This is a genomic window from Roseibium algicola, from assembly GCF_001999245.1.
Classification (GTDB): Bacteria; Pseudomonadota; Alphaproteobacteria; order Rhizobiales; family Stappiaceae; genus Roseibium; species Roseibium algicola.
Window position 1 is genome coordinate 140718 of the sequence record NZ_CP019630.1, and the last position, 24295, is coordinate 165012.

At 58.6% G+C, this 24295-nt stretch carries 26 protein-coding genes; 16 read left to right on the forward strand and 10 right to left on the reverse strand.

The features are described 5' to 3' along the window. Window positions 1-4: 4 nt before the first annotated feature. Genes B0E33_RS00620 through rsmA form a run of 3 tightly spaced genes read left to right on the forward strand, consistent with a single transcriptional unit; the run spans window position 5 to window position 2817 of the window. The gene (locus tag B0E33_RS00620) at window positions 5-925 is read left to right on the forward strand and encodes a peptidylprolyl isomerase (RefSeq protein ID WP_077290108.1); all 921 of its coding nucleotides are present in this window, start codon (window positions 5-7) and stop codon (window positions 923-925) included. A gap of 6 nt (window positions 926-931) precedes the next feature. Continuing rightward, window positions 932-1951 carry a 4-hydroxythreonine-4-phosphate dehydrogenase PdxA gene (gene pdxA / locus B0E33_RS00625; protein WP_077290109.1) on the forward strand — a complete coding sequence of 340 codons (1020 nt, stop codon included), beginning with the start codon at window positions 932-934 and terminating at the stop codon, window positions 1949-1951. Window positions 1952-1965: 14 nt separating this feature from the next. Beyond that, a complete protein-coding gene (gene rsmA / locus B0E33_RS00630) occupies window positions 1966-2817 on the forward strand; it encodes a 16S rRNA (adenine(1518)-N(6)/adenine(1519)-N(6))-dimethyltransferase RsmA (protein ID WP_077290110.1) in 852 nt (283 codons plus the stop codon). On the opposite strand, the gene B0E33_RS30745 is transcribed toward rsmA, so the two are convergent. Then, entirely contained in the window at window positions 2795-3082 is a 288-nt protein-coding gene (locus tag B0E33_RS30745) for a hypothetical protein (protein WP_156912296.1), read from the reverse strand. The genes rsmA and B0E33_RS30745 overlap by 23 nt on opposite strands. A gap of 14 nt (window positions 3083-3096) precedes the next feature. On the opposite strand from B0E33_RS30745, the gene B0E33_RS00635 reads away from it, so the two are divergent. Further along, complete coding sequence (locus B0E33_RS00635) at window positions 3097-4047, forward strand: LysR family transcriptional regulator (protein WP_077290111.1); 951 nt, start codon at window positions 3097-3099, stop codon at window positions 4045-4047. 44 nt (window positions 4048-4091) lie between these two features. Here B0E33_RS00635 and gmk read toward each other — a convergent pair whose 3' ends face one another. The 7 genes from gmk to fabD all read right to left on the reverse strand — a co-directional run bounded on the left by gmk (window position 4092) and on the right by fabD (window position 10588). Then, window positions 4092-4799, reverse strand: coding sequence for a guanylate kinase (gene gmk / locus B0E33_RS00640; protein WP_023003971.1), 708 nt, complete (start codon window positions 4797-4799; stop codon window positions 4092-4094). 5 nt (window positions 4800-4804) lie between these two features. Beyond that, window positions 4805-5698 carry a YicC/YloC family endoribonuclease gene (locus B0E33_RS00645; RefSeq protein WP_077290112.1) on the reverse strand — a complete coding sequence of 298 codons (894 nt, stop codon included), beginning with the start codon at window positions 5696-5698 and terminating at the stop codon, window positions 4805-4807. A 54-nt stretch (window positions 5699-5752) separates the two neighbouring features. Further along, window positions 5753-6883, reverse strand: a complete 1131-nt coding sequence (gene mltG / locus B0E33_RS00650; RefSeq protein ID WP_023003969.1) for an endolytic transglycosylase MltG — start codon at window positions 6881-6883, stop codon at window positions 5753-5755. A gap of 124 nt (window positions 6884-7007) precedes the next feature. After that, window positions 7008-8273: a beta-ketoacyl-ACP synthase II gene (gene fabF / locus B0E33_RS00655; protein WP_031270725.1), complete on the reverse strand. Its 1266-nt coding sequence runs from the start codon at window positions 8271-8273 to the stop codon at window positions 7008-7010. An 84-nt stretch (window positions 8274-8357) separates the two neighbouring features. Further along, complete coding sequence (locus B0E33_RS00660; protein ID WP_006931822.1) at window positions 8358-8591, reverse strand: acyl carrier protein; 234 nt, start codon at window positions 8589-8591, stop codon at window positions 8358-8360. Between the two features lie 245 nt (window positions 8592-8836). Next, window positions 8837-9574 carry a 3-oxoacyl-[acyl-carrier-protein] reductase gene (gene fabG / locus B0E33_RS00665; protein WP_031270724.1) on the reverse strand — a complete coding sequence of 246 codons (738 nt, stop codon included), beginning with the start codon at window positions 9572-9574 and terminating at the stop codon, window positions 8837-8839. Between the two features lie 69 nt (window positions 9575-9643). Beyond that, entirely contained in the window at window positions 9644-10588 is a 945-nt protein-coding gene (fabD, locus tag B0E33_RS00670) for an ACP S-malonyltransferase (RefSeq protein ID WP_023003966.1), read from the reverse strand. Window positions 10589-11163: 575 nt separating this feature from the next. Here fabD and rpsF point away from each other — a divergent pair. The 12 genes from rpsF to B0E33_RS00730 all read left to right on the forward strand — a co-directional run bounded on the left by rpsF (window position 11164) and on the right by B0E33_RS00730 (window position 21932). Beyond that, complete coding sequence (gene rpsF, locus B0E33_RS00675) at window positions 11164-11610, forward strand: 30S ribosomal protein S6 (protein WP_023003965.1); 447 nt, start codon at window positions 11164-11166, stop codon at window positions 11608-11610. Between the two features lie 5 nt (window positions 11611-11615). Next, window positions 11616-11864, forward strand: coding sequence for a 30S ribosomal protein S18 (rpsR, locus tag B0E33_RS00680; RefSeq protein WP_023003964.1), 249 nt, complete (start codon window positions 11616-11618; stop codon window positions 11862-11864). A 116-nt stretch (window positions 11865-11980) separates the two neighbouring features. Next, window positions 11981-12565, forward strand: coding sequence for a 50S ribosomal protein L9 (gene rplI / locus B0E33_RS00685; RefSeq protein WP_023003963.1), 585 nt, complete (start codon window positions 11981-11983; stop codon window positions 12563-12565). 366 nt (window positions 12566-12931) lie between these two features. Beyond that, window positions 12932-14416 carry a replicative DNA helicase gene (locus B0E33_RS00690; protein WP_023003962.1) on the forward strand — a complete coding sequence of 495 codons (1485 nt, stop codon included), beginning with the start codon at window positions 12932-12934 and terminating at the stop codon, window positions 14414-14416. Between the two features lie 278 nt (window positions 14417-14694). After that, entirely contained in the window at window positions 14695-14895 is a 201-nt protein-coding gene (locus B0E33_RS00695; protein WP_158514193.1) for a PilZ domain-containing protein, read from the forward strand. Window positions 14896-15052: 157 nt separating this feature from the next. Beyond that, window positions 15053-16195 carry an alanine racemase gene (gene alr / locus B0E33_RS00700; protein ID WP_077290114.1) on the forward strand — a complete coding sequence of 381 codons (1143 nt, stop codon included), beginning with the start codon at window positions 15053-15055 and terminating at the stop codon, window positions 16193-16195. Window positions 16196-16223: 28 nt separating this feature from the next. After that, complete coding sequence (gene radA / locus B0E33_RS00705; RefSeq protein WP_023003959.1) at window positions 16224-17618, forward strand: DNA repair protein RadA; 1395 nt, start codon at window positions 16224-16226, stop codon at window positions 17616-17618. 74 nt (window positions 17619-17692) lie between these two features. Then, window positions 17693-18301, forward strand: coding sequence for a CvpA family protein (locus B0E33_RS00710; RefSeq protein ID WP_023003958.1), 609 nt, complete (start codon window positions 17693-17695; stop codon window positions 18299-18301). Window positions 18302-18522: 221 nt separating this feature from the next. Then, complete coding sequence (purF, locus tag B0E33_RS00715; protein WP_023003957.1) at window positions 18523-19995, forward strand: amidophosphoribosyltransferase; 1473 nt, start codon at window positions 18523-18525, stop codon at window positions 19993-19995. Window positions 19996-20077: 82 nt separating this feature from the next. Further along, window positions 20078-20806 (forward strand): SDR family NAD(P)-dependent oxidoreductase, encoded by a 729-nt coding sequence (locus B0E33_RS00720; RefSeq protein WP_077290115.1) that lies wholly within the window; start codon window positions 20078-20080, stop codon window positions 20804-20806. Between the two features lie 92 nt (window positions 20807-20898). After that, entirely contained in the window at window positions 20899-21513 is a 615-nt protein-coding gene (locus B0E33_RS00725) for an HAD family hydrolase (protein WP_075281550.1), read from the forward strand. Window positions 21514-21560: 47 nt separating this feature from the next. Then, window positions 21561-21932, forward strand: coding sequence for a VOC family protein (locus tag B0E33_RS00730; protein ID WP_077290116.1), 372 nt, complete (start codon window positions 21561-21563; stop codon window positions 21930-21932). Between the two features lie 6 nt (window positions 21933-21938). Here the strand turns inward: B0E33_RS00730 and B0E33_RS00735 are convergent, their stop codons facing one another. Then, window positions 21939-22736 (reverse strand): inositol monophosphatase family protein, encoded by a 798-nt coding sequence (locus tag B0E33_RS00735; protein ID WP_077290117.1) that lies wholly within the window; start codon window positions 22734-22736, stop codon window positions 21939-21941. Between the two features lie 107 nt (window positions 22737-22843). Continuing rightward, window positions 22844-24265 (reverse strand): ribosome biogenesis GTPase Der, encoded by a 1422-nt coding sequence (gene der / locus B0E33_RS00740; protein WP_023003952.1) that lies wholly within the window; start codon window positions 24263-24265, stop codon window positions 22844-22846. Window positions 24266-24295 lie beyond the last annotated feature (30 nt).

Below are 24295 nucleotides of genomic sequence, written 5' to 3' on the forward strand. Positions count from 1 at the left end.
TTCAATGCGACTTCGTATCGTTCCGGTATTCTTTGGACTAGCTTTGATCCTGGCAGCGCCGCTGGCAACGCCTTCACATGCAGCGATCAAGATCATCGTCAACGATGTGCCGATTACCGACTACGACATCAGCCAACGCGCCCGGCTGATTACAATGACACAGCGCAAGTCCGCATCCATCGCCAAAAAACAGGCGGAAGAAGAACTGGTCGACGACCAGGTCAAACTTGCCGAAGCCGAGCGTGTCGGCGTTGACGTCAGCCAGTCGGATGTCGACAACGCTTTCAACAACATTGCCCGCAATGTGAAGATGTCTCCGGCCCAGCTTTCCAAGGCGCTTCGCAGTGGCGGTGTTCAGCCGGATACCTTGAAGGAGCGCCTCAAGGCGCAGCTTGCCTGGAACCAGGTGTTGCGGTCCCGTTTCAGTGGCCGGATCGAAGTGGATGAATCCGACGTGATCGCGGCCCTGAAGAAGACCGATGAGGAAGACCGTCAGAAGTCCGTGGAATATGACCTCAAAAGGGTCATTGTCGTGGTACCGAAGAACTCTTCCGGTGGCTTCAAGTCCAAGCGCAAGAACGAGAGCAACCAGATCCGGGCTGCTTTCAACGGCTGCGATGAATCCGGCGCCATTCTCGGCAAATACAGCGAAGTGGTTGTGCAGCCTATCGGACGCCGGCTCGAAACCGAGCTTCCGGAAAACATGCGCGCCGAAATCGAAAAAATGACACCGGGCAAGTTGACGAAACCGTCCACCACGCCCGTCGGTTACGAAATGATCGCGGTTTGCGGAAAACGCGAAATCGCCTCGGACATAGCCGTTCGCACGGAACTTGAAAACGAGCTGCGACAGAAGGAAGGCGAAAGCCAGTCCCGTCGGTATCTCCTGGAAATCCGCCGTCGTTCCACCATCATTTATCGCTGATCCTACATGCGCTCCAACCAGAAGCCGATCGCCGTCAGTATGGGAGAACCTGCCGGGATCGGCCCGGACCTGGCTCTGATTGCATGGGCTAATCGCAAAGCGCTCGGATTGCCGCCATTCTACATTCGCGGTGACGAAGCCCTGCTGCAGGAACGGGCACAGAAAATGGGCCTGAACGCGCGGCTCAGGCTGGTGGCGCAGGACGAAGCCGTTGCGACTTTCACCAAAGCTTTGCCTGTTGTACAGACCGGGCCGGCCCTACTCGACCAGCCGGGTGTGGAAGCACCTGAAACGGCAGCTTCCGTTGTTGCTGCTATTGAAGGGTGTGTCGACGATATAAAGTCCGGCCATGCCTGCGCCCTCGTGACCAGTCCGATCAACAAGGCTGCGCTTTACCGAACCGGCTTCGCCTTCCCCGGCCATACGGAATATCTCGGCTCCCTTGCAGAGATGCACTGGCCCGGAGAACCGGCAAAACCCGTGATGATGATTGCCGGACCGGAGTTGATGGTGGTTCCGGTCACCATTCACATTCCAATTCGCGATGTTCCGACATCTCTAACGACTGAACTTATCGTTGAGACTGCGGAAATTACCGCACGCGACCTCAAGACCAGGTTTGGCTACACGTCGCCACGATTGGCGATTTGCGGGCTGAACCCTCATGCGGGTGAAAACGGCTCGATGGGAACAGAAGACCGCGACATTATCGAGCCAGCCATTTCTCGCCTGCGAGCGATGGGCATCGAGGCGACAGGTCCGCATCCAGCCGACACTCTGTTTCACCCGCCCGCACGGCAGCATTATGACTGCGTGCTTGGCATGTACCACGATCAGGTGTTGATACCGGCGAAGACCATCGGTTTCGACGAGAGCGTCAATGTCACGCTAGGTCTGCCTTTCGTGCGCACCTCTCCCGACCATGGCACGGCATACAACCTGGCTGGAACCGGCACCGCCCGGGTCGACAGTTTCGCTGCGTCCTTGCGCATGGCGGATGTGCTTGCCAACCCCGAGCGGTTCTAGGGCGACAGCGATCAATGGCTCAGATAGACGACCTGCCCCCGTTGCGCGACGTCATCGCCGCTCATGGTCTCAATGCGAAAAAGTCACTGGGACAGAACTTCCTTCTCGATCTCAATCTCACCTCTCGCATCGCCCGATCTGCCGGCAGTCTTGAAGATTGCACCGTTCTGGAAGTCGGCCCTGGTCCCGGTGGGCTGACACGTGCCCTTCTGGCCGCCGGAGCGAAGCGGGTGATCGCGATTGAAAAGGACAGCCGCTGCCTGCCGGCTCTTGCCGAAATCTCGGCACACTATCCAGGGCGCCTGGAAGTCATCGAAGGCGATGCCCTTGAAATCGATCCGGTGGCTCTGACTGGAGGAGACAAGGTCCGCATTGCCGCGAACTTGCCTTACAACGTTGGCACCCAGCTGCTTATCAATTGGATCACGACACCGCAGTGGCCGCCATTCTGGTCGTCGCTGACGCTGATGTTCCAGAAGGAAGTCGGTGAACGGATCAGCGCGCCCCCCGCGTCCAAGGCCTATGGCAGGCTTGCAGTTCTGGCAGGCTGGCGCTGCAAGGGCGGGATCCTGTTCGACATCAGCCCAAAGGCGTTCACGCCGCCCCCGAAAGTGACGTCGGCTGTGGTTCATCTGACGCCAAATCCTTCGCCCCTGCCCTGCGACCTGAAAGCCCTTGAAAAGATTACCGCTGCGGCCTTTGGCCAGAGACGCAAGATGCTGCGTGCCAGCCTCAGGTCACTGACACCGGACGCAGAAGACCTCGTCACGAAGGCCGGGTTGAAGCCGACGGCCCGTGCCGAAGAAATCGACATCGCAGGGTTCGTTGAACTTGCCAACACGTTCAGGGCCGCTCAGGCAGTTTGACGACTGGCAGGATGCTGGAAAGTTCCGGTTTACGGCACTTGCCCGCCTGAACGGCTTTCAGGTTGTCCGGGTTATCCAACCCGAGATCCCGCATCATCCAATCCGGCATTTGGTTTCTTCGGTCAGCCTTGTCCGGACCGGTGTACCAAACGTTTCGTTTTCTTGAAAACAGGACCCTTAAAAAGCTGACCATTGTCTCATCTCCCGTTGATGACGGGCAGAAGATGTCAGAACCTTTTCTGAATGTAATTGAATGATGCTGCATGATATCATTCAAAAATGAATGAAATCGATTTTGACTGGGATGCCGTACGCGTCTTTCTTGCTGTTGCCGAGAATCAGAGCCTCAGCAAAGCCGCCCAGGTTCTTTGCCTGTCCCAACCAACCGTCGGCCGCCATATTGCGCGGTTAGAAGAACAGTTGGACGTACAATTGTTCGATCGACGCCAGACCGGCTACGAACTGACGGGTGGTGGCCGACGTTTGATCAAGATTGCCAGATCCATGGCACGCGGAGCGGCGGACTTCAGGCGCGCGGTTGATCTGGAAAAGGTCGGCTCAAAAGAGCAGGTCTGCAGGATCACGCTCGGTGAATGGGGGCAGCATTATCTGACACGGCACGTCGACCAGATAACCGATGGTCTTGACGGTGTCCGGATAGAATTTTTCGCGGACGATGCCTTCTGGGATCTCAGCCGGAACTCCGCCGACATCGCCATCGGGAACAGACAGCCTAAACATCCGCACCTGATTGTCCAGAAACTGGGTGAGATCCAGTTTCACGTCTACGCCTCAAAGGACTACTGCCGAAAGCGGCCGGACGCTGTTGACCCCTCGACCTGGCAGGAACAGATCTGGGCGGGATATTGCGGCAGCCGGGCGCGGCTCAAGTCCTCGCAGTTGCTCAACGCCATTCTGCTGGGCAAGACATGCCGCTACGCCGTCAACAATTCCGTATCGCTCTGCAATATTCTGAACGCCGGGCACGCCATGGGCGTTCTACCAGACTGGATCGCGGAAACGGAGGGGCTGACACGCCTGACCGCTTCCCCACTCGCTCAGGGAGAGTCATGGATGAGCTTTCACGAAAGACTGCGTTTCCACCCGATGCTGTCGGAGGTCAAGGATCGCGTCGCCAAGCTCTTTCGGCAGAGGTTTTCAGAGACAGCCTCTCGAGCAGAGCAAAGGGATACAGCTCATGTCGCAGGTGCAGGTTCTTCGTCTTCCTAGCTTCTATTGACGCTGAATGGCCAGTCCAAACAGCGCTTGAGACGTCAGGATTTTTCGGCCAGCTCGTTTTCCAGATCATCGACCATGCCCTGAATGAGCGGACCGATTTTCGGCGAGCGGAACTGCTTCAGTCTTTCTGCTTTCAGGATTGCACGAACGTTTTCGTAAGCGCGTTCCAGGTCGTCATTCACCACAACATAATCGTATTTCGACCAGTGGCGCATTTCACCGACCGCAGTCTTCATCCGCTTGAGGATAACAGTGTCCTCATCTTCAGCACGCCGCTTCAGCCGTGATTTCATTTCCGCGATGGACGGCGGCAAAATGAAGATGGAAACGACATCGTCACGCATCTTTTCATAGAGCTGGAAGGTTCCCTGAATATCGATGTCGAACAGGATGTCCTTGCCATTTTCAATAGCATTTTCGACCGGTCCACGCGGTGTGGCGTAGTAGTTGCCATGCACCTCGGCCCACTCCAGAAGCTCATCGTGCTCGCGCATCTGCTCGAACCTGCCGGCATCAATGAAGTGGTAGTGCACGCCGTCAACTTCGCTGGACCTGCGTGGCCGCGTGGTCACGGAGATCGACAGGGCAAGATTGTCTTCGTTCTGCAGCAGGAGGCGCGCGATCGTCGACTTTCCGGCTCCGGACGGTGACGACAGCACCAGCATCAGGCCACGGCGCTGCTGCTCGGCCTGTTCCGCACTGACAGTGGTTCCCGTTGAGGTACCGGCAGGTGCGTCGGTCATGTGGCTCACTCCAGATTCTGTATCTGCTCACGCATTTGATCGATAACGGACTTCAGGTCCAGCCCAATGGCTGTCAGGTCCACGTCGTTGGACTTTGAACACAAAGTGTTGGCTTCCCGGTTAAATTCCTGAGCCAGGAAATCCAGGCGCCTTCCGATTGCTCCACCGGTGTCCATCAATTCACGCACGGCTGCCACATGGGCATGCAGGCGATCCAGCTCCTCACGGATGTCAGCCTTGGTTGCCAGGAAGACAGCTTCCTGATGCACGCGCTGTGGATCCAGTTGACCGTCCGAGGCATCCATCAGCTCTGCGAGCTGTCGCTTCAGCCGTGCCTTTATGGCGTCCGGTTTGCGCGCAGGCAGATCCTCGGCGGCCTGGGTCAGTTCGGCGATCCTGTCGATCTGATCTCGTACCACCCTGCCAATTGCCTGCCCCTCGCTGTGGCGCATGTCGACAAGGTCAATCAGCGCAGCATCCAGGGTCGTCAGAAGAGTGTTGTGAAGCGCTGCCTGAACCGCTTCGTCTTCTTCGGGCTCCTTGAGCTCAAAGACGCCTTTTTGCGCCAGAATGGCGTCAAGCGACGGCGGAGCAAGATCAGGTACCCGGTTCTTGAGGAGATCGATTGTCGCAAGGACAGCTTCAAGAGCCGATTCATTGACCTGGAGCTGCTGTTCGGACTGGTCTCTCTGCATGGAGAGCCCAACGGAAACATTTCCGCGCCGAAGAAGCTTGCCGCAACGCTCGCGGATCTTCGGTTCGAGCGTCTCCAAACCCGTCGGGATGCGGATACGAAGGTCAAGGGACTTGCCGTTGACAGATCTCAGTTCCCAGGTCCAGCGAACCGATCCGGATTCTCCAAGGGCCCGTGCAAAGCCCGTCATGCTGGCAAGTGCCATGTGCCCCCCTTTGCGAATGTGCCGCCACCGGCCCGCCGCAAAGGCGGGCTCCTGTCAATTGGATGTGGCTGGCTGCGTTTCCTGGTTCTGCTCCGCCTGACGACGGTCTCTTTCCACCTGACGCCACTTGCGGACGTTTGCCTGGTGCTGCTCGTAGGTCTCGGCAAAGATGTGGCCACCGGTTCCGTCGGCCACGAAATAGAGATCCTGCGTGCGGGAAGGATTGGCGACCGCTTCCATGGCTGCGCGGCCCGGATTACCGATCGGTCCTGGCGGCAAGCCGTCGATCTGGTAGGTGTTGTATTTGTTGTCCGCCTTCAGCTCGGATTGCTTGATTGCCGAGCGGTCCTTGAGCCACGCTTCACCGCCATAAAGACCGTAAAGGATCGTAGGGTCGGACTGCAGGCGCATGTTCTTGTTGAGACGGTTCACGAAAACACCGGCGACACGCGGTCGCTCGTCTGCCAGGGCTGTTTCCTTTTCCACGATCGACGCGAGAATAACCAGGTCTTCCGGCGTTTCGACCGGCAGGCCTTCCGTCCGGCGACCCCAGATTTCGCTCAGCAGCTTGGACTGCGCCGCTTTCATCTGGTTGAGAACTTCCTGGCGCGAGGCGCCGCGTGCAAAGGTATAGGTTTCGGGAAGCAGTGCACCTTCTTCCGGAACTTCGGTAATCTCGCCTACAAGCACTGGGTGCTCGCGCACGCGCTCGATGATCTGGGCGGTGGTCCAGCCTTCCGGGATCGTTACCGAATGGGTGACGGCATTGCCTTCCACCAGATCGGTCATGATCTCCTGCATCGAGACGCCGGGCGCAAAAGCGTATTCACCGGCTTTCAGTTTGGTGGCGTTCTTGTAGAAGCGGATGCCCAGGTTGAAGATCCACTCGTCCAGCAGATTGTCGCTGATGACGCCCTGCCCTGAAAGCCTGTCGGTAATACCGGAAAGCCCGGCACCTGAAGAAATCACCACGGTGGCGTCCTTCTGCAGCGGGCCTTTTTCCTCGAATTTCTGTTTGCCGAAATAAAGCGCGCCCCCGAACGCGGCAAGTCCGAACACGGTCAATGTGATGACCATGTTGATCAGAATGACGAAGGGGTTGCGTACGTGCCTGGAGCGTTGCGGAGGCGCAGGCGCCGGTTCCGGCTGCAAGGCTTCACGCGGGCTTTTGGGCTTAATGCGCATATTGGGTCGCACCTCCAAGATTGAGCCCCCAAATCCCTGACTTAGGCTCAAACGGACCAGTTGTCACAATCAAAGTTTCAGGCCGGCCCGAGAGAATCGGACCGGCCTGAAGAACTTGAATGGGTTATGCGGCAACTTTGCGGAAGACAAGCGAGGCATTTGTGCCGCCGAAGCCGAACGAGTTCGAAAGGGCGACATTGATATCCAGCTTCTTCGGCTTGTGCGGCACCAAGTCGATAACCGTCTCGACAGACGGATTATCGAGGTTGATCGTCGGCGGAGCCATACCGTCACGCATGGCCAGAACCGAGAAAATGGCCTCGACCGCACCAGCAGCACCGAGAAGGTGACCGATGGAGGACTTGGTCGATGACATTGTCAGATCGGCGGCATGTTCTCCCGCAAGCCGGGTGACAGCGCCAAGTTCGATCTCGTCACCAAGCGGCGTCGAGGTTCCATGAGCATTCACATAGTCGATGTCGGCCGGCGTGACCTGGGCGCGCTTCAGCGCAGCTTCCATGCAACGGTAGGCACCATCCCCATCAGAGGACGGAGCGGTGATGTGATATGCATCGCCGGATAAGCCGTAACCGATGATCTCACCGTAGATCTTTGCGCCGCGGCGAACTGCATGCTCGTATTCTTCGAGCACGACGACACCGGCACCTTCGCCCATCACAAAGCCGTCGCGGGCGACGTCGTAAGGGCGGGAACCTTTTTCGGGAGTGTCGTTGAAAGCCGTGGAAAGCGCACGGCAGGCAGCAAAGCCCGCGAGTGCAAGACGACAGACCGGAGATTCCGTACCGCCGGCAACCATGACATCCGCATCACCGAAGGCAATCAACCGCGATGCATCGCCAATGGCGTGCGCGCCGGTCGAACACGCGGTCACGACAGCGTGGTTCGGGCCCTTCAGGCTGTGACGGATCGAGACATACCCGCCGGCAAGGTTGATCAGACGGCCGGGAATGAAAAACGGAGAAATGCGGCGCGGGCCTTTTTCGGCCAGCAGATTGGCGCCCTGCTCGATGCCCTGAAGACCACCGATGCCGGAGCCGATCAAAACGCCAGAGCGCACCTGTTGTTCGTAAGTCTCGGCCTTGTAGCCGGAATCGGCCATTGCCTGATCGGCAGCCGCCATCGCGTAGACGATGAAATCATCGACCTTGCGTTGTTCCTTGACGTCCATCCAGTCATCCGGATTGAACGCGCCTTCAACGGACGAGTCACGCGGGATCTGACATGCGATCTGGCAGGCCAGATCGTCAACTTTGAAATTCGTGACCTTGTTGGCCCCGCTCTGTCCTTCAAGGATCTTTTTCCAAGTGACATCGACACCACAGCCAAGCGGCGTCACCATGCCCAACCCAGTTACGACAACTCGCCTCATACACCCGCACTTACGTTGGAAGGGCCAGGCGGGGTTTCGCCCCGCCGGCCCGATCTTCAAACATTCACAAGAAAGGGGTTACCCTTACTTGTTGGCTTCCAGGAATTTGACAGCATCGCCAACGGTCAGGATGGTTTCTGCTGCGGTGTCCGGGATTTCTACGCCGAATTCTTCTTCGAACGCCATGACCAGCTCGACCGTGTCAAGGCTGTCTGCGCCCAGGTCGTCGATGAAGCTTGCACCTTCAACAACTTTGTCAGCATCTACGCCGAGGTGCTCAACGACGATTTTCTTTACCCGATCCGCGATATCGCTCATCTTTCACTTCCTTAGTTTTCATCTATTCGTCACTCGCGAAACTGCCCCCATCCGGTTTGCAAACAAGCGGTGGCGCGAACTCGCGGTCTTTAAGATGTCGCCGCACACCAGGCCAGTTTATTTGGCCAACTGTGCAATTCGAAACAATCGGCGGGTTGGTAACACACTTTGTTGACCTTTACCAGCCGATCCAGACCGCTTGTGAGCGGCCCGGATTCTTTTTGCCTGCTCGGCAAAAATTCCTTTTAAATCATAGCCATGCCGCCATTAACGTGCAGGGTCTGCCCGGTCACGTAAGCGGCTTCATCGCTGGCCAGGTAGACGGCGGCTGCGGCAATCTCTGCGGAAGTGCCCAAACGCCCTGCAGGCACGCTCGTCAAAATCGATTCTTTTTGCTTGTCGTTCAGCGCATCGGTCATTGCCGTTTCGATGAAACCGGGCGCAATCGTATTGACCGTGATGTTGCGGCTGGCGACTTCCCGGGCAAGCGACTTGTACATGCCGATCATGCCGGCCTTGGCCGCCGCATAATTGACCTGACCGGGGTTTCCGGTGACGCCAACCACGGACGTGATGCCGACGATGCGGCCAGACCGACGCTTCATCATGCCCTTGATTGCGGCGCGGCACAGACGGAAGCCGGACGACAGGTTCACTTCCAGAACCTGATCCCACTCTTCATCCTTCATGCGCATGAAGATGTTGTCGCGCGTGATCCCGGCATTGTTCACCAGGATGTCGACAGAGCCCATTTTCTCTTCAGCCGCCGGCAACAAGGCATCAACAGCCGCGCGGTCGGACAGATTGGCCGGCGTCACATAGGCGCGTTCGCCGAGATCAGCAGCAAGCGCTTCCAGCTTTTCAGCCCGCGTGCCGGACAAGGAGACGGTTGCGCCCTGTGCATGGAGCGACCGGGCGATTGCTTCGCCGATCCCACCGGTGGCACCGGTGACAAGCGCGTTTTTCCCTTCCAAGCTGAACATTTGGGATCCTTCCATTGTTCCTGTTTGGGTCCGCGACGGACCAAATCGTCGCCTCGGCCGATATAAGCCTTATCCGGAGATCTTTTCCATAAGGGCGTCGATGTCTTCCGGAGAATTGACCGCCATGCCGGTGGCTTCCTTGGCGATCCGCTTGACCATGCCGGTCAGCACCTTGCCTGTCCCAACCTCGACAAAGGTGTCGACACCGTTGTCGGCAAGCCAGGTGATGCTTTCGCGCCAACGCACGGTACCGGTCACCTGCTGAACAAGACGATCGCGAATTTCATTTGCGTCAGTGATCGGGCGCGCCAGCACGTTTGCGACCAGCGGCACGACAGGAGAACGGATTTCGGCATTCGCCAGAGCTTCGGCCATCTTGTCGGCAGCCGGGCCCATCAGGGAACAATGGAACGGCGCGCTGACCGGCAGCATCACCGCACGGCGCGCGCCCCTGGCCTTGGCAATCTCGACGGCGCGCTCGACGGCGGCCAGATGCCCGGAAACAACCACCTGCCCCGGCGCATTGTCGTTCGCGGCCTGGCAGACTTCGCCCTGTGCGGCAGCCTCGGCCACTTCCGCGGCAACATCAAACTCCAGCCCGAGCAACGCAGCCATTGCGCCCTGACCGGCCGGAACCGCATCCTGCATGGCATCTCCGCGCACGCGCAGGAGCTTTGCAGCGGTCGCAATATCCAGGCTGCCGGCAGCAGCCAGCGCGGAATATTCACCAAGAGAATGTCCTGCGACAAAGGAAACACTGCCGGCAAGGTCGAGGCCGCGGGCTTCCAGAACGCGCATGGTCGCAAGGCTGACCGCCATAAGTGCAGGCTGAGCATTTGCTGTCAGCGTCAGCGTTTCTTCCGGACCAGTCCACATGACATCGGACAGCTTCTGGCCAAGCGCCTCGTCGACTTCGTCGAAAACGGCTTTTGCCTCCGGGAACGCATCGGCAAGGGCTTTGCCCATTCCAACGCCTTGACTGCCCTGGCCGGGAAATGTGAATGCAATGGTCATCTGGAAACGCCTCCGTGACTCGTGAGCGGACCTTGTTGTTCTTATAGCGAAAGGTCGACGGCTTATTAGAAAGCGGAGAAGACAGCCCGTGCAGGCTGAAATCGAACTTGGCGCGAGGCTATGATACGGTCTTGACCAAACTGTCAAGGCCCACAGGGCAATCATTTCCGCTTTTCGGGCGGTTTTGCCGGTTTTCCTTTGTCCTGATTATCCCTGAAATGCCCGGCAACCCGATGGGCGTTGTCTTGCGCGCGAAACCGGTCCTCCCCTTACCTGCTTCGGGAACTCGATATATATAGACAGTCAGGCAATCTTCCAAATCGGGAGCGTTCGTGTCGTCTTCCGATTTTCGATCCTTTCGGGCGTATGCTGCTTGCAATTTCCGCAAAACAGAGTATAGAGCGCGCTTCATCCGGGGTTTGGCCGGGGGCTGAACGGAAGGGCATGACGCCAGGATCCTTGATCGGATCCGACTTCCCGTGTTCCCGCTCTCGTTAGAATTCTCGTGCCTTTCCGGGGCTACGAGGAGGCTCTGCGCCGATCCCGCGTTGTCAACACGAAGAAAGGCTATTTCCATGCCTCTTTACGAGCACGTATTCCTGGCTCGCCAGGACGTTTCGGCCCAGCAGGTCGAACAACTCGTCGAACAGTACAAGGGCCTCATCGAAGGCGCTGGCGGTACTATCGGCAAGGTGGAAAACTGGGGTCTGCGTTCCCTCGCATACCGCATCAAGAAGAACCGCAAGGCTCACTACACCCTCATGAACATCAACGCTCCGCACGCCGCGGTTGCCGAGATGGAGCGTCAGATGGGTCTGAGCGAAGACGTTCTGCGTTTCATGACCTTCAAGGTCGATGAACTCGACGAAGAGCCGTCTGCAATGATGCAGAAGCGCGACCGTGACGACCGCCGTGGTGGCGATCGTGGTGGCCGCTTTGGTGGTGGCGATCGCGGCGGTGACCGCGGTGGACGCGGTGGCGACCGCGGTGAGCGCGCTCCGCGCCGCGCAGAAGGGGAGTAAGATTGATGGTTGATATTGCACAGCTCCCGAGCCGCCGTCCGTTCTTCCGTCGCCGGAAGACCTGCCCGTTCTCCGGCACCAACGCGCCGAAGATCGACTACAAGGACATCCGTCTGCTGCAGCGCTACATTTCCGAGCGCGGCAAGATTGTTCCGAGCCGCATCACCGCGGTTTCCGCGAAGAAGCAGCGTGAACTGGCCCGTGCGATCAAGCGCGCCCGCCTGCTCGGCCTGCTGCCGTTCGTGATCAGCTAAGCGTTTCTCGAAAATCTTGAGACGTTTCTTTCGGGGCTTCCCGGAAGACCCGAATTGGGGCCGCGGGCAAACGGCCTCTAACCATCCTCAACGGGTGGGACAGTAGGAGAAATGACATGCAAGTTATCCTTCTTGAGCGCATCGCCAAGCTCGGCCAGATGGGCGACACCGTTCGCGTACGCGACGGCTATGCCCGTAACTTCCTGCTGCCGCAGGGCAAGGCACTGCGCGCCAACAAGTCGAACCTCGAGCGTTTTGAGCGTGAACGCGTTCAGCTCGAAGCTCGTAACCTTGAGCGCAAGAACGAAGCTGAAGGCGTTGCCTCCAAGCTCGACGGCGAATCCCTGGTGATGATCCGTTCCGCTGGTGAAACCGGCCAGCTCTACGGTTCCGTTTCCACGCGCGATATTGCTGACGGCCTGACCAATGCCGGCTTCTCCGTTTCCCGCAGCCAGGTTGAACTGCGCAACCCGATCAAGACGATCGGTCTGCACAGCGTTCTGATCCAGCTGCACCCGGAAGTCGAAGTCGCCATCAGCGTCAACGTCGCCCGTTCTGAAGACGAAGCTGTCCGTCAGGCTGCCGGCGAAGATCTCTCCACGCCGGAAATGGACGTCTTCGAATTCGAAGAAGACGAAGAAGCAGAAGACACCGAAGAAGGTGCAGAAGCTTCCGAAGAAGCAGCGGAAGAAGAAGCCTAAGCACTTCGCTTCCCTTGTGGACTTTAGAAAACGGCGCTGGCTTCAGCGCCGTTTTTTTTGTTTGCCGGCAACTTTTTGGAATGATGGCAAGCCACGCCTAATCCTGGCTTTTCAGTTTCCGGTTTAAGGCCTTGAAACTGCTCGAAAATTCATTAACCAGCTATTAATCTTCTCGAAAATATCATAAATTTCAATAACTAAGAGGTAGGCCCTTGAGTCTTCAATCGAGTTCAGAGTCAAGCTGGATTCGATTCTTTCCCCGCTGATTTGTCCAAGCCGGTGGGAATCGAAATCAGCCATTTTTGAACCTTGAGCCCTCCCCCGTCACAGAGTATTCCCAATGAACTTGGGTCAACGGGGGTCGTTATGAAGGGCACGCTACAGAAGGTCGAAACGGAAGAAGACATCCAGCGCTTGGCACCACACAATGCCGAAGCGGAACGTCAGCTTCTGGGAGCGATTCTCGTTAACAACGAGACGTTCTACCGGGTCTCAGACTTTCTGGAACCACATCATTTTTTCGTGCCTGCTCACCAGGATATCTACGAGAAGATCAGCCATCTGATCCGCGCCGGCAAAACCGCGTCGCCAATCACACTGAAGACCTTCTATCCCGCCAACGCGAAGATTGCGGATCTGTCCGCGACCCAGTTTCTTCTGCGACTGGCCGGTGATGCCGCCTCGATCATCAACGCCGAAGACTACGGCCGGACCATCTACGACCTGGCGATCCGTCGCAATCTGATCCGCATCGGCGAGGACATGGTCAATATCGCCTTCGACGCCCCGATCGATGTGCCCCCCTCCCAGCAGATCGATGATGCCGAGCGCCGCCTGTTCGAACTTGCAGAAACCGGCCGCAGCGAAGGCGGGTTCGTCGCGTTTGGCGACGCCCTGACCGAAACCATCGAGATGGCGCACGCCGCCTATAACCGCGAAGGTGCCCTTTCCGGTATTTCCACAGGCCTGCGCGAACTGGACCGTTTGATGGGTGGTCTGCAGCATTCGGACTTGATCGTGCTTGCCGGTCGTCCCGCGATGGGCAAGACCTCCCTGGCAACCAACATCGCCTACAACATCGCCCAGTCCTACAAGTCCGAAGAACAGCCCGACGGCTCGATCAAGACCGTCAACGGCGGCGTTGTCGGCTTCTTCTCTCTGGAAATGTCGGCCGAACAGCTGGCCACCCGTATCATTTCCGAACAGGCGGAAATCTCGTCCTCGAAAATCCGCCGCGGCGATATCACCGAAGCGGAATTCGAGAAGCTGGCCGCCTGTGCCCAGACCATGCAGGCCGTCCCGCTTCATGTGGACCAGACCGGTGGTATTTCCATCGCCTCGCTGGTTGCCAAGGCGCGGCGTCTGAAGCGTCAGCGCGGTCTCGACCTGCTCGTGGTCGACTATATCCAGCTATTGTCGGGCTCGAACAAGAACTCCGGCAACCGCGTTCAGGAAATCACCGAAATCACAACGGGTCTGAAGGCGCTTGCGAAGGAACTTCACGTCCCCATCATCGCGCTGTCACAGCTCTCCCGTCAGGTGGAATCGCGTGACGACAAACGACCGATGATGTCGGATCTGCGTGAATCAGGCTCCATCGAGCAGGACGCCGACGTGATCCTGTTCGTGTTCCGTGAAGAATATTACCTGTCCAAGACCGAGCCGGAATTCGGAACTGTCGAACACGAAAACTGGCAACGGGACATGGAGCGGCTCAAGGGCAAGGCAGAAGTCATCATCGCCAAGCAGCGTCACGGCCCGACCGGTACGGCGAACCTGCACTTTGAAGGCCAGTACACCCGCTTCTCCGATCTTGCCGAAGAAGATCACCTGCCCGAACGCTACGAATAACAGGCGTCTTCGCGATTTCGGACGGTCCTTGAGACAAGATGCCCCGATAGCCGCCTGATGCTGCGTTCAAGCTCTCGTCTGCGGCTCACTTGCGGCATTTGGCAATGGACACGCCGTCGCTCACGATTAAGCCACTGTTAAAACTCCTCACTTACTTTAAGTAGAAAGAATTTCGCCTAAAATCTTTTCCAGGTGACCGCATCTTGTATTCGTCGGCACAAAAACTCCTCGAAGAAGCTCGCATCTTTCCGCGCAAAAGATGCAAGTGGTCCGGCCTTTTGAAGCAGGACGCGACCCATCGCCCCTGTGTGGTCGAAGACATCAGCGTCGGTGGTTGCCGCGTTGCGACCAACACCAAGGGTCTTGAACGGCATCAGCGTATCACCATCGAAATCGAAAGCCGGAAATTGCGGTTTTACGGTGAAATTCGGTGGGTGCGCTCCGGCGAAGCCGGCGTCGAATTCCTCTATATGGATTGAGCTTCCGCTCTTCAGCGCACTTCCCGGGGGGAGCGCTGCAGTGCGCTTCACTTGGTCACGGTTTTGGCGGTTTGGCCGTTGGTGCAAATGCGCCTCGATGCGCTAAGCTCACTCTCGAATTTCAGACATTGATTCTGACTGGAGAGATATCCGGACCGTGCCTGCGACGATTGAACAAGCCTTCCCATCTGATCTTTACGGCGGACGACTGACGATCGACCTCGATGCGATCGTGTCGAACTGGTCCTTGCTGAAAGGCAAGGTAAGCGACAGCACCGATTGCGCTGCCGTTCTGAAGGCCGATGCCTATGGAACCGGACAGGACAAAACCGCTGCAGCCCTCTACCAAGCGGGATGCAGGACGTTTTTCGTCGCGGTGCCGACCGAGGCCCTGACGTTACGTGCAAGTCTTCCGGACGCCGTCATCTACGTGCTCGACGGGCTGTTTCCGGGAACGGCCGACCACTTTCTGACCCATGACATCCGTCCCGTCCTCGGCAGTCTGGAAGAACTCCTGGAATGGGCAGAAGTCTGCAAGGCGTCGGGCAAGAACAATGCCGCCGCTGTCCATGTCGATACCGGCATCCACCGTTTGGGCCTGTCTCCGGCTGAACTCACCCGCGCTCTGGGTGACAACGCCGTTCTGGGGCCGTTCCAGCCATCGCTGGTGATGAGCCATCTTGCCTGTGGCTCGACGCCCGACCACGAAATGAACCGGCGACAGCTCAAGCTGTTTACAGAGACAACCGCCCCCTTCCCTCATATTCCGCGGTCGCTGGCAAATTCCGCCGGGGTGCTGCTTGGTCCGGATTACCACTTCGACCTTGTCCGTCCCGGGATCGCGCTTTACGGCGGGCTGGCCATCGAAACCGAGCCCAACCCGATGAAACCGGTCGCCAAGGTGGAAGCACGCATCATGATCGTGCGCGACGTTCCACAGGGCGATACGATCGGCTATGGCGCGAAACAAACCGCAAGGCGCCCCTTGCGCAATGCCGTCGTGGCCGCCGGTTATGCCGATGGCATGATCCGCCGTGCCGGCTCCACGGACGACCACCCGGGCGGCTTCGGGCTGATCGGCGGTTACAAGGCGCCGATCCTCGGCCGGATTTCAATGGACATGATCACGCTCGACGTGACGGATGTGCCTGAACACCTGCTTCAGCGCGGCGCGTTTGTGGAAATGCTGGGGCCAGGTGTTGCAGCTTCCGATCTTGCCGCTTATGCGGAAACCATCGACTACGAATATCTGACAAGCCTCGGACGTCGGTTTGAGCGCGTCTATGCGCCCCTGACCTGACCGGAGCCGAGAGCGAAAGGCAATTTGCATGGCACGGCGCTCCACATCCTTCGTCTGCCAGTCCTGCGGCGCGGTTACCGCCAAGTGGGTTGGCCGTTGTGAAAGCTGCGGTGAATGGAACACCATCGTGGAGGAGCAGACCGGCGGCGGCGTCGGTGGCGGCCCCGGCAGGGCTTCCCGCAGCAAGGGCCGTGTCATTCCCCTTGTCGGCCTTTCCGGCGATGCCAAGGAAGCCCCGCGCATCCAGACGAAGGTGCCTGAACTTGACCGGGTGACCGGTGGCGGCTTCGTACGAGGGTCTGCCCTGCTTGTCGGCGGCGACCCCGGCATCGGCAAGTCCACATTGCTGATCCAGGCGGCTGCGCAACTGGCCAACCTCGGGCACAAGACCGTCTATATTTCGGGCGAAGAAGCCATTGGACAGGTTCGGCTCCGGGCCGAAAGGCTGGGTCTCGCCCAGGCACCCGTGGCACTGGCTGCGGAAACGAGCGTTGAAGACATTCTGGCGACGCTGGAAGCCGACACGGCGCCGGCCCTACTCATCCTCGACTCCATTCAGACGCTCTGGACAGACCAGGTGGAATCTCCTCCCGGCACCGTGACGCAGGTGCGTGCGTCCGCCCAGGCGATGGTGCGTTATGCCAAGAAGAACGGCACCACCCTTGTTCTTGTCGGCCATGTGACCAAGGACGGGCAGATTGCAGGTCCGCGCGTGGTTGAGCACATGGTCGACGCCGTGCTCTATTTCGAGGGCGACGGCGCTCACCAGTATCGTATCCTGCGCTCGGTCAAGAACCGCTTCGGCGCGACGGATGAAATCGGCGTTTTCGAGATGACCGGCAAGGGGCTGCAGGAAGTCCCCAATCCTTCCGCCCTGTTCCTGGGAGACAGAAACACGTCTGCGCCCGGTGCAGCCGTTTTCGCCGGTCTGGAAGGCTCAAGACCTCTCCTGATCGAGATCCAAGCACTGGTGGCGCAGTCTTCGCTGGGAACACCGCGCAGGGCCGTCATTGGCTGGGACAGCGCGCGGCTTTCCATGATCCTGGCCGTGCTTGAAGCGCGGTGCGGCGTCCGCTTTTCACAACATGATGTCTATCTGAACGTCGCCGGTGGTCTCAAGATCAACGAGCCTGGAGCCGATCTTGCCGTGGCAGCAGCGTTAATCTCCTCACTCAGCGGACTTGCCCTTCCGGCCAATTGCGTCTATTTCGGCGAAGTCAGCCTGTCGGGGGCCATCAGGCCGGTCGCCCAAGCCCCTTCCAGACTGAAAGAAGCCGAGAAACTCGGCTTCGATCAGGCTTACTGTCCGGAGGGCAATCTCAAGGACGGCACCGTGTCTTCGTTCAGGACGACAGGCGTGCCGGAACTTGGGGACTTTGTTGCCAAACTTTCGGCGGAGGCTAGTGCTACGGGGCAGACCTGACGCAAGATGGTGACGGGTTTGGGCAAAAAGTTTAAGCTCTTGAAAGAGCGCCAGACAGAGGATTTTTCAGGAACATGCCGATAACGCTGCTGGACGGACTGCTCTTGGTCATCATGTTCATCTCGGCGGTCCTTGCGATGATCCGCGGATTTGTCAGGGAAGTTCTTTCCATCGTTTCCTGGGTGGCTGCGGCAGCTGCGGCATTCCTGCTGTACGAACGGGTTCTTCCTTACACCAAGCAGTATATCAACCATGACCTGGTTGCCATGGGCGTATCTGCCGCGGCAGTCTTTCTGGTCACGCTGCTTGTTGTCAGCTATATCACCATGCGGATTTCCGATTTCGTGCTCGACAGCCGGATCGGCGCCCTCGACCGGACCCTCGGGTTCGTGTTCGGAGCTGTGCGCGGTCTGCTGCTGGTCGTCGTCGCGATGATGTTCTTCAACTGGTTCGTCCAGCCGGAACAGCAGCCGAACTGGGTCAAGACCGCCAAGTCGCGGCCGATCCTGCTGTCCATCGGTGAACGGCTGGTGGCTGTGCTGCCAGAAGACCCGGAAAAGGCGATCCTGGACAAGATCCGGCAGAACAACCAGGCCGGAGGGGGAGCAACCCCGACTGATGAACCGGCCTACAGCGATTCAGAACGTCAGGGACTTGAACAGCTGACGACGGATAGTAACTAACAGGCCTTGGGCATAAACCAGGGACACTAACCGAGACTGGGGCAGTAACGGGCACCGCTTGAGGTGCAGCGTTGAATGAGGCATCCCGCACCCAAATATGTGCGGGACGATGTACCATTTGCAAAGCGGCCAATGTTTCGTCCACCTGAGTGACGATGACAGACTTTTGACCGCAAGACCCGGCCGGTCCTCCCACCGGCCAGAACGAAGGAGTGTTCGCCATGGCTGGCGGAACCGACGTGCACGAACCGTTCGACATCAATGCAGATACCTTGCGCGAAGAATGCGGTGTTTTCGGCATTCTGGGTCATGAGGATGCCAGCGCGCTGACCGCGCTCGGGCTTCATGCGCTCCAGCACCGCGGGCAGGAAGCAGCGGGGATCGTCACCGTTGACAACGAGCAGTTCCGTGCGGAACGCCATCTCGGCCTTGTGGGCGATCATTTCTCCGACGCCGACACCATCGAACGGCTGAGCGGAAAGGCCGCTGTCGGCCACGTTCGGTACTCGACGACCGGTGAAACCATCCTGCGGAACGTGCAGCCGCTCTTTGCCGAGCTGGACGGTGGCGGCATTGCCGTTTGCCACAACGGCAACTTCACCAACGCCCTCACCCTGCGCCGCCAGTTGATCCGAGACGGAGCAATCTGCCAGTCGACCTCCGATTCAGAGGTGGTCCTGCAGCTCGTTGCCCGCTCGCGCAAGGGGAAGATCGTCGAACGTTTCATCGATGCGATCACCCAGATGGAAGGTGCCTATTCTCTGGTGGCTCTGACGTCGAAGAAACTGATCGGCGCGCGTGACCCGCTCGGCATTCGCCCGTTGGTCCTGGGCGACCTGAACGGTGCTCCGATCCTGGCCTCGGAGACATGCGCTCTCGATATCATCGGGGCAAAGTTCATCCGCGAAGTGGAAAACGGCGAAGTTATCGTTTGCACGTCAACAGGGATTGAATCCTTCTTCCCGTTCGGCAAACGCCCGGCTCGTCCGTGTATCTTCGAATACATCTACTTCTCCCGCCCCGACAGCGTTGTCGGCGGTCGCAGCGTCTACGACGTTCGCCGGGAAATGGGGCGCCAGCTGGCCCGGGAATCCAACGTCGAAGCCGACGTGATCGTTCCGGTGCCGGACAGCGGTGTGCCGGCGGCCATCGGCTTCAGCCAGGAAAGCGGCGTGCCGTTCGAACTCGGCATCATCCGCAACCACTATGTCGGCCGCACGTTCATCGAACCGACCCAGCAGATCCGCGCACTTGGCGTGAAGATGAAACACTCCGCCAACCGGGCTCAGATCGAAGGCAAGCGCGTCGTGCTTGTGGACGACAGCCTTGTGCGCGGAACAACATCGGTCAAGATCGTGCAGATGATCCGCGAAGCGGGTGCGAAGGAAGTTCACTTCCGCCTGGCCAGCCCGCCGATCAAGTATTCCGACTACTACGGCATCGATACGCCGGTGCGTGAAAAACTGCTGGCTGCAAAATACGGTCTTGAGGAAATGCGCGCCTATATCGGTGCCGACAGCCTGGCCTTCCTGTCCGTCGATGGCATCTACAAGGCCATGGGCTACGATGGCCGCGACGATGCCAACCCGCAGTTCACGGATCATTGTTTCACCGGCGATTACCCGACACCGCTGACCGATCTTTCCGAGGATCAGGACTTCGTCAGCGCCCCTCGCCTGGTCGAGGTCGGCTAAAGCGCTCAAAACTCTTTGGACCGCTTCAATTTATGCCTTTCGGCGGTACCGCCGGAAGGCAAATTGATCTAAGAGATCACGCATGATCAAAGACTTTGAAGGCCGGGTCGCTCTCGTCACCGGCGCCTCCCGCGGAATTGGCTATCAGATCGCAAAGCAGCTCGGCGAACGTGGTGCACATGTCATTGCGCTTGCGCGGACTGTCGGCGGCCTGGAAGACCTCGATGACGAGATCCGCTCCGCAGGCGGGGAAACAACGCTCGTCCCGCTTGACCTGACCGACTTCGACGCGCTCGACCGGCTTGGCGCCGCGATCTACGAACGCTGGAAGAAGCTCGATATCTTCGTTGCCAATGCCGGCATGCTGGGTGTTCTGTCGCCGATCGGCCACATCAGCCCGAAGGACTTCGAGAAAGTGACAGCGGTGAATGTCGTTGCCAACTGGCGGCTGATCCGCTCTCTGGACCCGCTCCTGCGCCAGTCGGACGCGGGCCGTGCACTGTTCCTGTCTTCCGTTCATGCAAGCACCTGCACACCTTTCTGGGGCCTTCAGTCCATCAGCAAGGCTTCCGTGGAAGCCATGGCGCGGACCTGGGCGAATGAAAGCCTGAAGACGAACATGAAGATCAACCTGGCCGACCCGGGCCCTACCCGTACAGGGCTGCGTGCCAAGGCAATGCCGGGCGAGCTTGCCACCAATCTTCCGACGCCAGATTATGTTGCGGCAGATCTTCTGCCCTTGCTGATGCCGGACGTTCTGGAAACCGGCCGCCTGTACGACCGCGTCAGCGGAGAATGGATTCAGCCCTAAGGCGGATCCTGCTGGGCTGATCCAATCAAGGGTTGCATAGCCCGTTCATTCGCTTTACGCCTTCCGGTCGATGATCGGAAGGGAAGCATGCCATGCGGTCAGATATCAGTGTCATCGCCTGGGATTTCGACGGCGTTCTAAACCGCAATGTCGTCGACGGCAGGTTCATCTGGGCTGACACGCTGGAGAGCGACCTCGGAATTGCACTCGATGCATTCGAACGCGGCGTGTTCGATGCCTCCTTCCTGCAAGTCATCTCCGGGAAACGGGACATAAAAACTCACCTGCAAGACTGGCTTGACCGGAGCGGCTACCTTCTGGATGCGGGAGAACTTCTCGACTACTGGTTTGCCAAGGATGATCTGCGGGATCCCTTCACCTGCAGCCTGCTTGAACATCTGACAAGCCATGACGTCGTTCAGGTGATTGCGACGAACAATGAAGATCGCCGCTCCAGCTACATCGAGCACCAGTCCGGCTTCGGCTCGCTGGTTAGCCGGATTTTCTCTTCCGGCCGCATCAAGTCAGCCAAGCCGGACACCGCGTTCTTCGCCCATGTCAGCGACACTCTCAAGGTTGCCCCGTCCGAGATCTTGCTGATCGACGACAGCGCCACAAACGTTCGCGTAGCGAAGGCGCTTGGCTGGAAGGGCTTTCATTTTACCGAGAAGACCCGCCTGGAACTTGCTTCCTTTCTGGAACTTTGAAAGCATGCAGGGTATCCAGCGGCGGTCGCTGCAGAGGAGCCAGGAAGATGAAACTCGGCGCGTTCTCGGTCAGTCTGGCCGTCAAGGATCTCGAAAAATCGAAGGCGTTCTACGAAGGACTTGGCTTCGTGGATATCGGCATCTCGGACGCGGACAACTGGTCGGTCCTGAAGAATGGCGATACCATCATCGGGCTGTTTCAGGGCATGTTCGACAAGAACATACTCACCTTCAATCCCGGCTGGGATCAGGATGCCAGGACACTGGAAGATTTTCAGGATGTACGGGACATCCAAAAGGTGCTGAAGGCGAAGGGATACACTTTCGCATCCGAAGCTGACGAGGCCGGCAGTGGTCGGGCCAGCTTCATGCTGGTCGACCCGGATGGAAACCCGGTTCTTGTCGACCAGCATGTGTGAGGCTGATTAAGCAGCTTCGAAAGGCGCAAAGGAACTTTCGGCGATTTCCTTCAGATCGGCAAAGACGCCGGGAGCGCCAACAACGACACGTGCGCCGTTGTAAAGGGACTGGTTGATGTCCTGTTCCAGAACTTCACCACCGGCTTCCTTGGTGATCAGCATGCCTGCAAGGCAGTCCCAGGCGTTCATGTGGGATTCTACATAGCCGATTAGGCGCCCGGAAGCCGCGTAGGCAAGCATCAGACCGCCCGAGGCGTTGCGGAAGAACACACCGCCCTTGGAGACCAGAGCACCGACGACGTTGACCGCATCCGTAACGGCAGTGCGGCCATTGAAACCAACACCGACTGAACCGTGAGAAAGGCTTTCGCTGTCGGAGGCACGGATCGGCTTGCCATTGAGGAACGCACCGTGACCGGCGGCAGCCTTGAAGGTTTCCTTGGACACCGGATCATGGATCACACCGACAATCACCTGGCCCTGATGAACGCAGGAGATGATGACGCACCACTGCGGAATGCCGGCAACGAAATTTGCCGTACCGTCGATCGGGTCGGTAACCCAGGTGTAGCCCGAAGACCCTTCTTCCATGCCATGCTCTTCGCCCAGGATACCGTCGTCCGGATAGCTCTTTGCGAGTTCCGCGCGGATGAGCGTTTCCACATTGCGGTCCGCTTCCGAGACGAGGTCCTGATGACCCTTCTGCGTAATCGTCAGCGTGTCCAGCTTGTGAAAATAGTCGAGACCGAGCTCGCCAGCCTTTTCGGCAAGGGCAACGGCGAATTCCAGCCGGTCGATGGACATGGTTCAAACTCCCTTAAGTGTCGATAGCGCGGCGGGAAGCTGCTTTCCCGCCAGGAAAGAAGAATACTGGCTGGCAGCCTGGCAAAATGGCAGGCTGCCCTCCCCACTCAGCCCCGTTTTCTCTTCGGGGCGTAAGGGTTTTCGCCTTTGCGATAGGACAGGCGAATGGGAGTTCCGTGTATGTTGAAGGTCTGGCGCAGCGAGTTGACCAGATAGCGCGTGTAGCTTTCCGGCAATTGTTCGGGACGCGAACAAAAAACCACGAAATGTGGCGGCCGCGTCTTGGGCTGGGTCATGTAACGCAGGCGCACCCGGCGTCCGGCAACTGCGGGGGGCGGATGGTTCGCGGTAACCTTGTCCAGCCAACGGTTCAGTTTGGCGGTCGAGACACGCGAATTCCAGGCCTCGTAGGCGGTAAAGACGCTTTCGATCAGGCGATCGACGCCCTGCCCTTGCTGGCCGGACAAAGTCGCGATCTGAACACCGCGGATCTGGTTGAAATACCGCTCGTTGGCATCCTTGATTTTCTTCCAGGCTTCTTCCCGGTCTTCGATCAGGTCCCACTTGTTGATCGCAATCACCAGCGCGCGGCCTTCGCGCGCGACCAGATCGATGATCTGCAGGTCCTGCTTCTCGAAGGACATGGTGGCGTCCAGCGTGACAACGACCACTTCGGCGAACTTGATCGCACGCAGAGCGTCAGCCACGGAAAGCTTTTCGAGCTTTTCCTGAACGCGCGCCTTTTTCCGGATACCGGCCGTATCGAACAGCTTGATATGCCTGTCGCGCCAGACCCAATCTACCGAGATGGAATCGCGCGTGATGCCTGCTTCCGGTCCGGTCAGCATGCGGTCTTCACCCAGCATGCGGTTGATCAGCGTCGACTTGCCCGCATTCGGGCGGCCGACAATGGCGACGCGCAGCGGTCTTTCAATGGTGCCAACCGGCTCTTCGTCCTCGACGAATTCACCGTCCTCGTCGACATCCACATTGGTGATCGCCTCTTCGCGCTTTGCCTCTTCTTCTTCCGTGACCCGGTCGACATGAGGTTTCAGAGCGTCATAGAGATCAGCAAGCCCTTCGCCGTGTTCAGCGGAGATTGCAATCGGATCACCAAGACCAAGCGAATAGGATTCGTAAAGTCCGCTCTCTCCAGCCCGGCCTTCCGCCTTGTTGGCCAGCAGGATCACCGGACGGGTGGTCTTGCGTGCGACTTCGGCAAAATGGGCATCAAGCGGCGTTACACCAGCACGAGCGTCAATCACGAACAGAACCGCGTCGGCGGTTTCGATCGCCTCCTCGGTCTGCCGGCGCATGCGGCCCTCAAGGGATTCCTTGTCCGCATCTTCGAGACCGGCGGTGTCGATGATCGTGAAGCGCAAGTCGCCCAAACGGGCATCGCCCGGCCGCCGGTCTCGCGTCACACCAGGTGTGTCGTCTACCAGCGCCAGGCGCTTGCCCACAAGGCGATTGAACAGGGTGGACTTGCCGACATTCGGCCGTCCGATAATGGCGACAGTAGCGCCCACAGCAGATTCTCCTGATAGGCGGGCCTCTTC

Excerpts from the sequence above, each read along its gene's own strand:
- B0E33_RS00620 (WP_077290108.1), top strand. The coding sequence starts at position 5 with ATGCGACTTCGTATCGTTCCGGTATTCTTTGGACTAGCTTTGATCCTG.
- pdxA (WP_077290109.1), top strand. The coding sequence starts at position 932 with ATGCGCTCCAACCAGAAGCCGATCGCCGTCAGTATGGGAGAACCTGCC.
- rsmA (WP_077290110.1), top strand. The coding sequence starts at position 1,966 with ATGGCTCAGATAGACGACCTGCCCCCGTTGCGCGACGTCATCGCCGCT.
- B0E33_RS30745 (WP_156912296.1), bottom strand. The coding sequence starts at position 3,082 with ATGCAGCATCATTCAATTACATTCAGAAAAGGTTCTGACATCTTCTGC.
- B0E33_RS00635 (WP_077290111.1), top strand. The coding sequence starts at position 3,097 with ATGAATGAAATCGATTTTGACTGGGATGCCGTACGCGTCTTTCTTGCT.
- gmk (WP_023003971.1), bottom strand. The coding sequence starts at position 4,799 with ATGACCGACGCACCTGCCGGTACCTCAACGGGAACCACTGTCAGTGCG.
- B0E33_RS00645 (WP_077290112.1), bottom strand. The coding sequence starts at position 5,698 with ATGGCACTTGCCAGCATGACGGGCTTTGCACGGGCCCTTGGAGAATCC.
- mltG (WP_023003969.1), bottom strand. The coding sequence starts at position 6,883 with ATGCGCATTAAGCCCAAAAGCCCGCGTGAAGCCTTGCAGCCGGAACCG.
- fabF (WP_031270725.1), bottom strand. The coding sequence starts at position 8,273 with ATGAGGCGAGTTGTCGTAACTGGGTTGGGCATGGTGACGCCGCTTGGC.
- B0E33_RS00660 (WP_006931822.1), bottom strand. The coding sequence starts at position 8,591 with ATGAGCGATATCGCGGATCGGGTAAAGAAAATCGTCGTTGAGCACCTC.
- fabG (WP_031270724.1), bottom strand. The coding sequence starts at position 9,574 with ATGTTCAGCTTGGAAGGGAAAAACGCGCTTGTCACCGGTGCCACCGGT.
- fabD (WP_023003966.1), bottom strand. The coding sequence starts at position 10,588 with ATGACCATTGCATTCACATTTCCCGGCCAGGGCAGTCAAGGCGTTGGA.
- rpsF (WP_023003965.1), top strand. The coding sequence starts at position 11,164 with ATGCCTCTTTACGAGCACGTATTCCTGGCTCGCCAGGACGTTTCGGCC.
- rpsR (WP_023003964.1), top strand. The coding sequence starts at position 11,616 with ATGGTTGATATTGCACAGCTCCCGAGCCGCCGTCCGTTCTTCCGTCGC.
- rplI (WP_023003963.1), top strand. The coding sequence starts at position 11,981 with ATGCAAGTTATCCTTCTTGAGCGCATCGCCAAGCTCGGCCAGATGGGC.
- B0E33_RS00690 (WP_023003962.1), top strand. The coding sequence starts at position 12,932 with ATGAAGGGCACGCTACAGAAGGTCGAAACGGAAGAAGACATCCAGCGC.
- radA (WP_023003959.1), top strand. The coding sequence starts at position 16,224 with ATGGCACGGCGCTCCACATCCTTCGTCTGCCAGTCCTGCGGCGCGGTT.
- B0E33_RS00710 (WP_023003958.1), top strand. The coding sequence starts at position 17,693 with ATGCCGATAACGCTGCTGGACGGACTGCTCTTGGTCATCATGTTCATC.
- purF (WP_023003957.1), top strand. The coding sequence starts at position 18,523 with ATGGCTGGCGGAACCGACGTGCACGAACCGTTCGACATCAATGCAGAT.
- B0E33_RS00720 (WP_077290115.1), top strand. The coding sequence starts at position 20,078 with ATGATCAAAGACTTTGAAGGCCGGGTCGCTCTCGTCACCGGCGCCTCC.
- B0E33_RS00725 (WP_075281550.1), top strand. The coding sequence starts at position 20,899 with ATGCGGTCAGATATCAGTGTCATCGCCTGGGATTTCGACGGCGTTCTA.
- B0E33_RS00730 (WP_077290116.1), top strand. The coding sequence starts at position 21,561 with ATGAAACTCGGCGCGTTCTCGGTCAGTCTGGCCGTCAAGGATCTCGAA.
- B0E33_RS00735 (WP_077290117.1), bottom strand. The coding sequence starts at position 22,736 with ATGTCCATCGACCGGCTGGAATTCGCCGTTGCCCTTGCCGAAAAGGCT.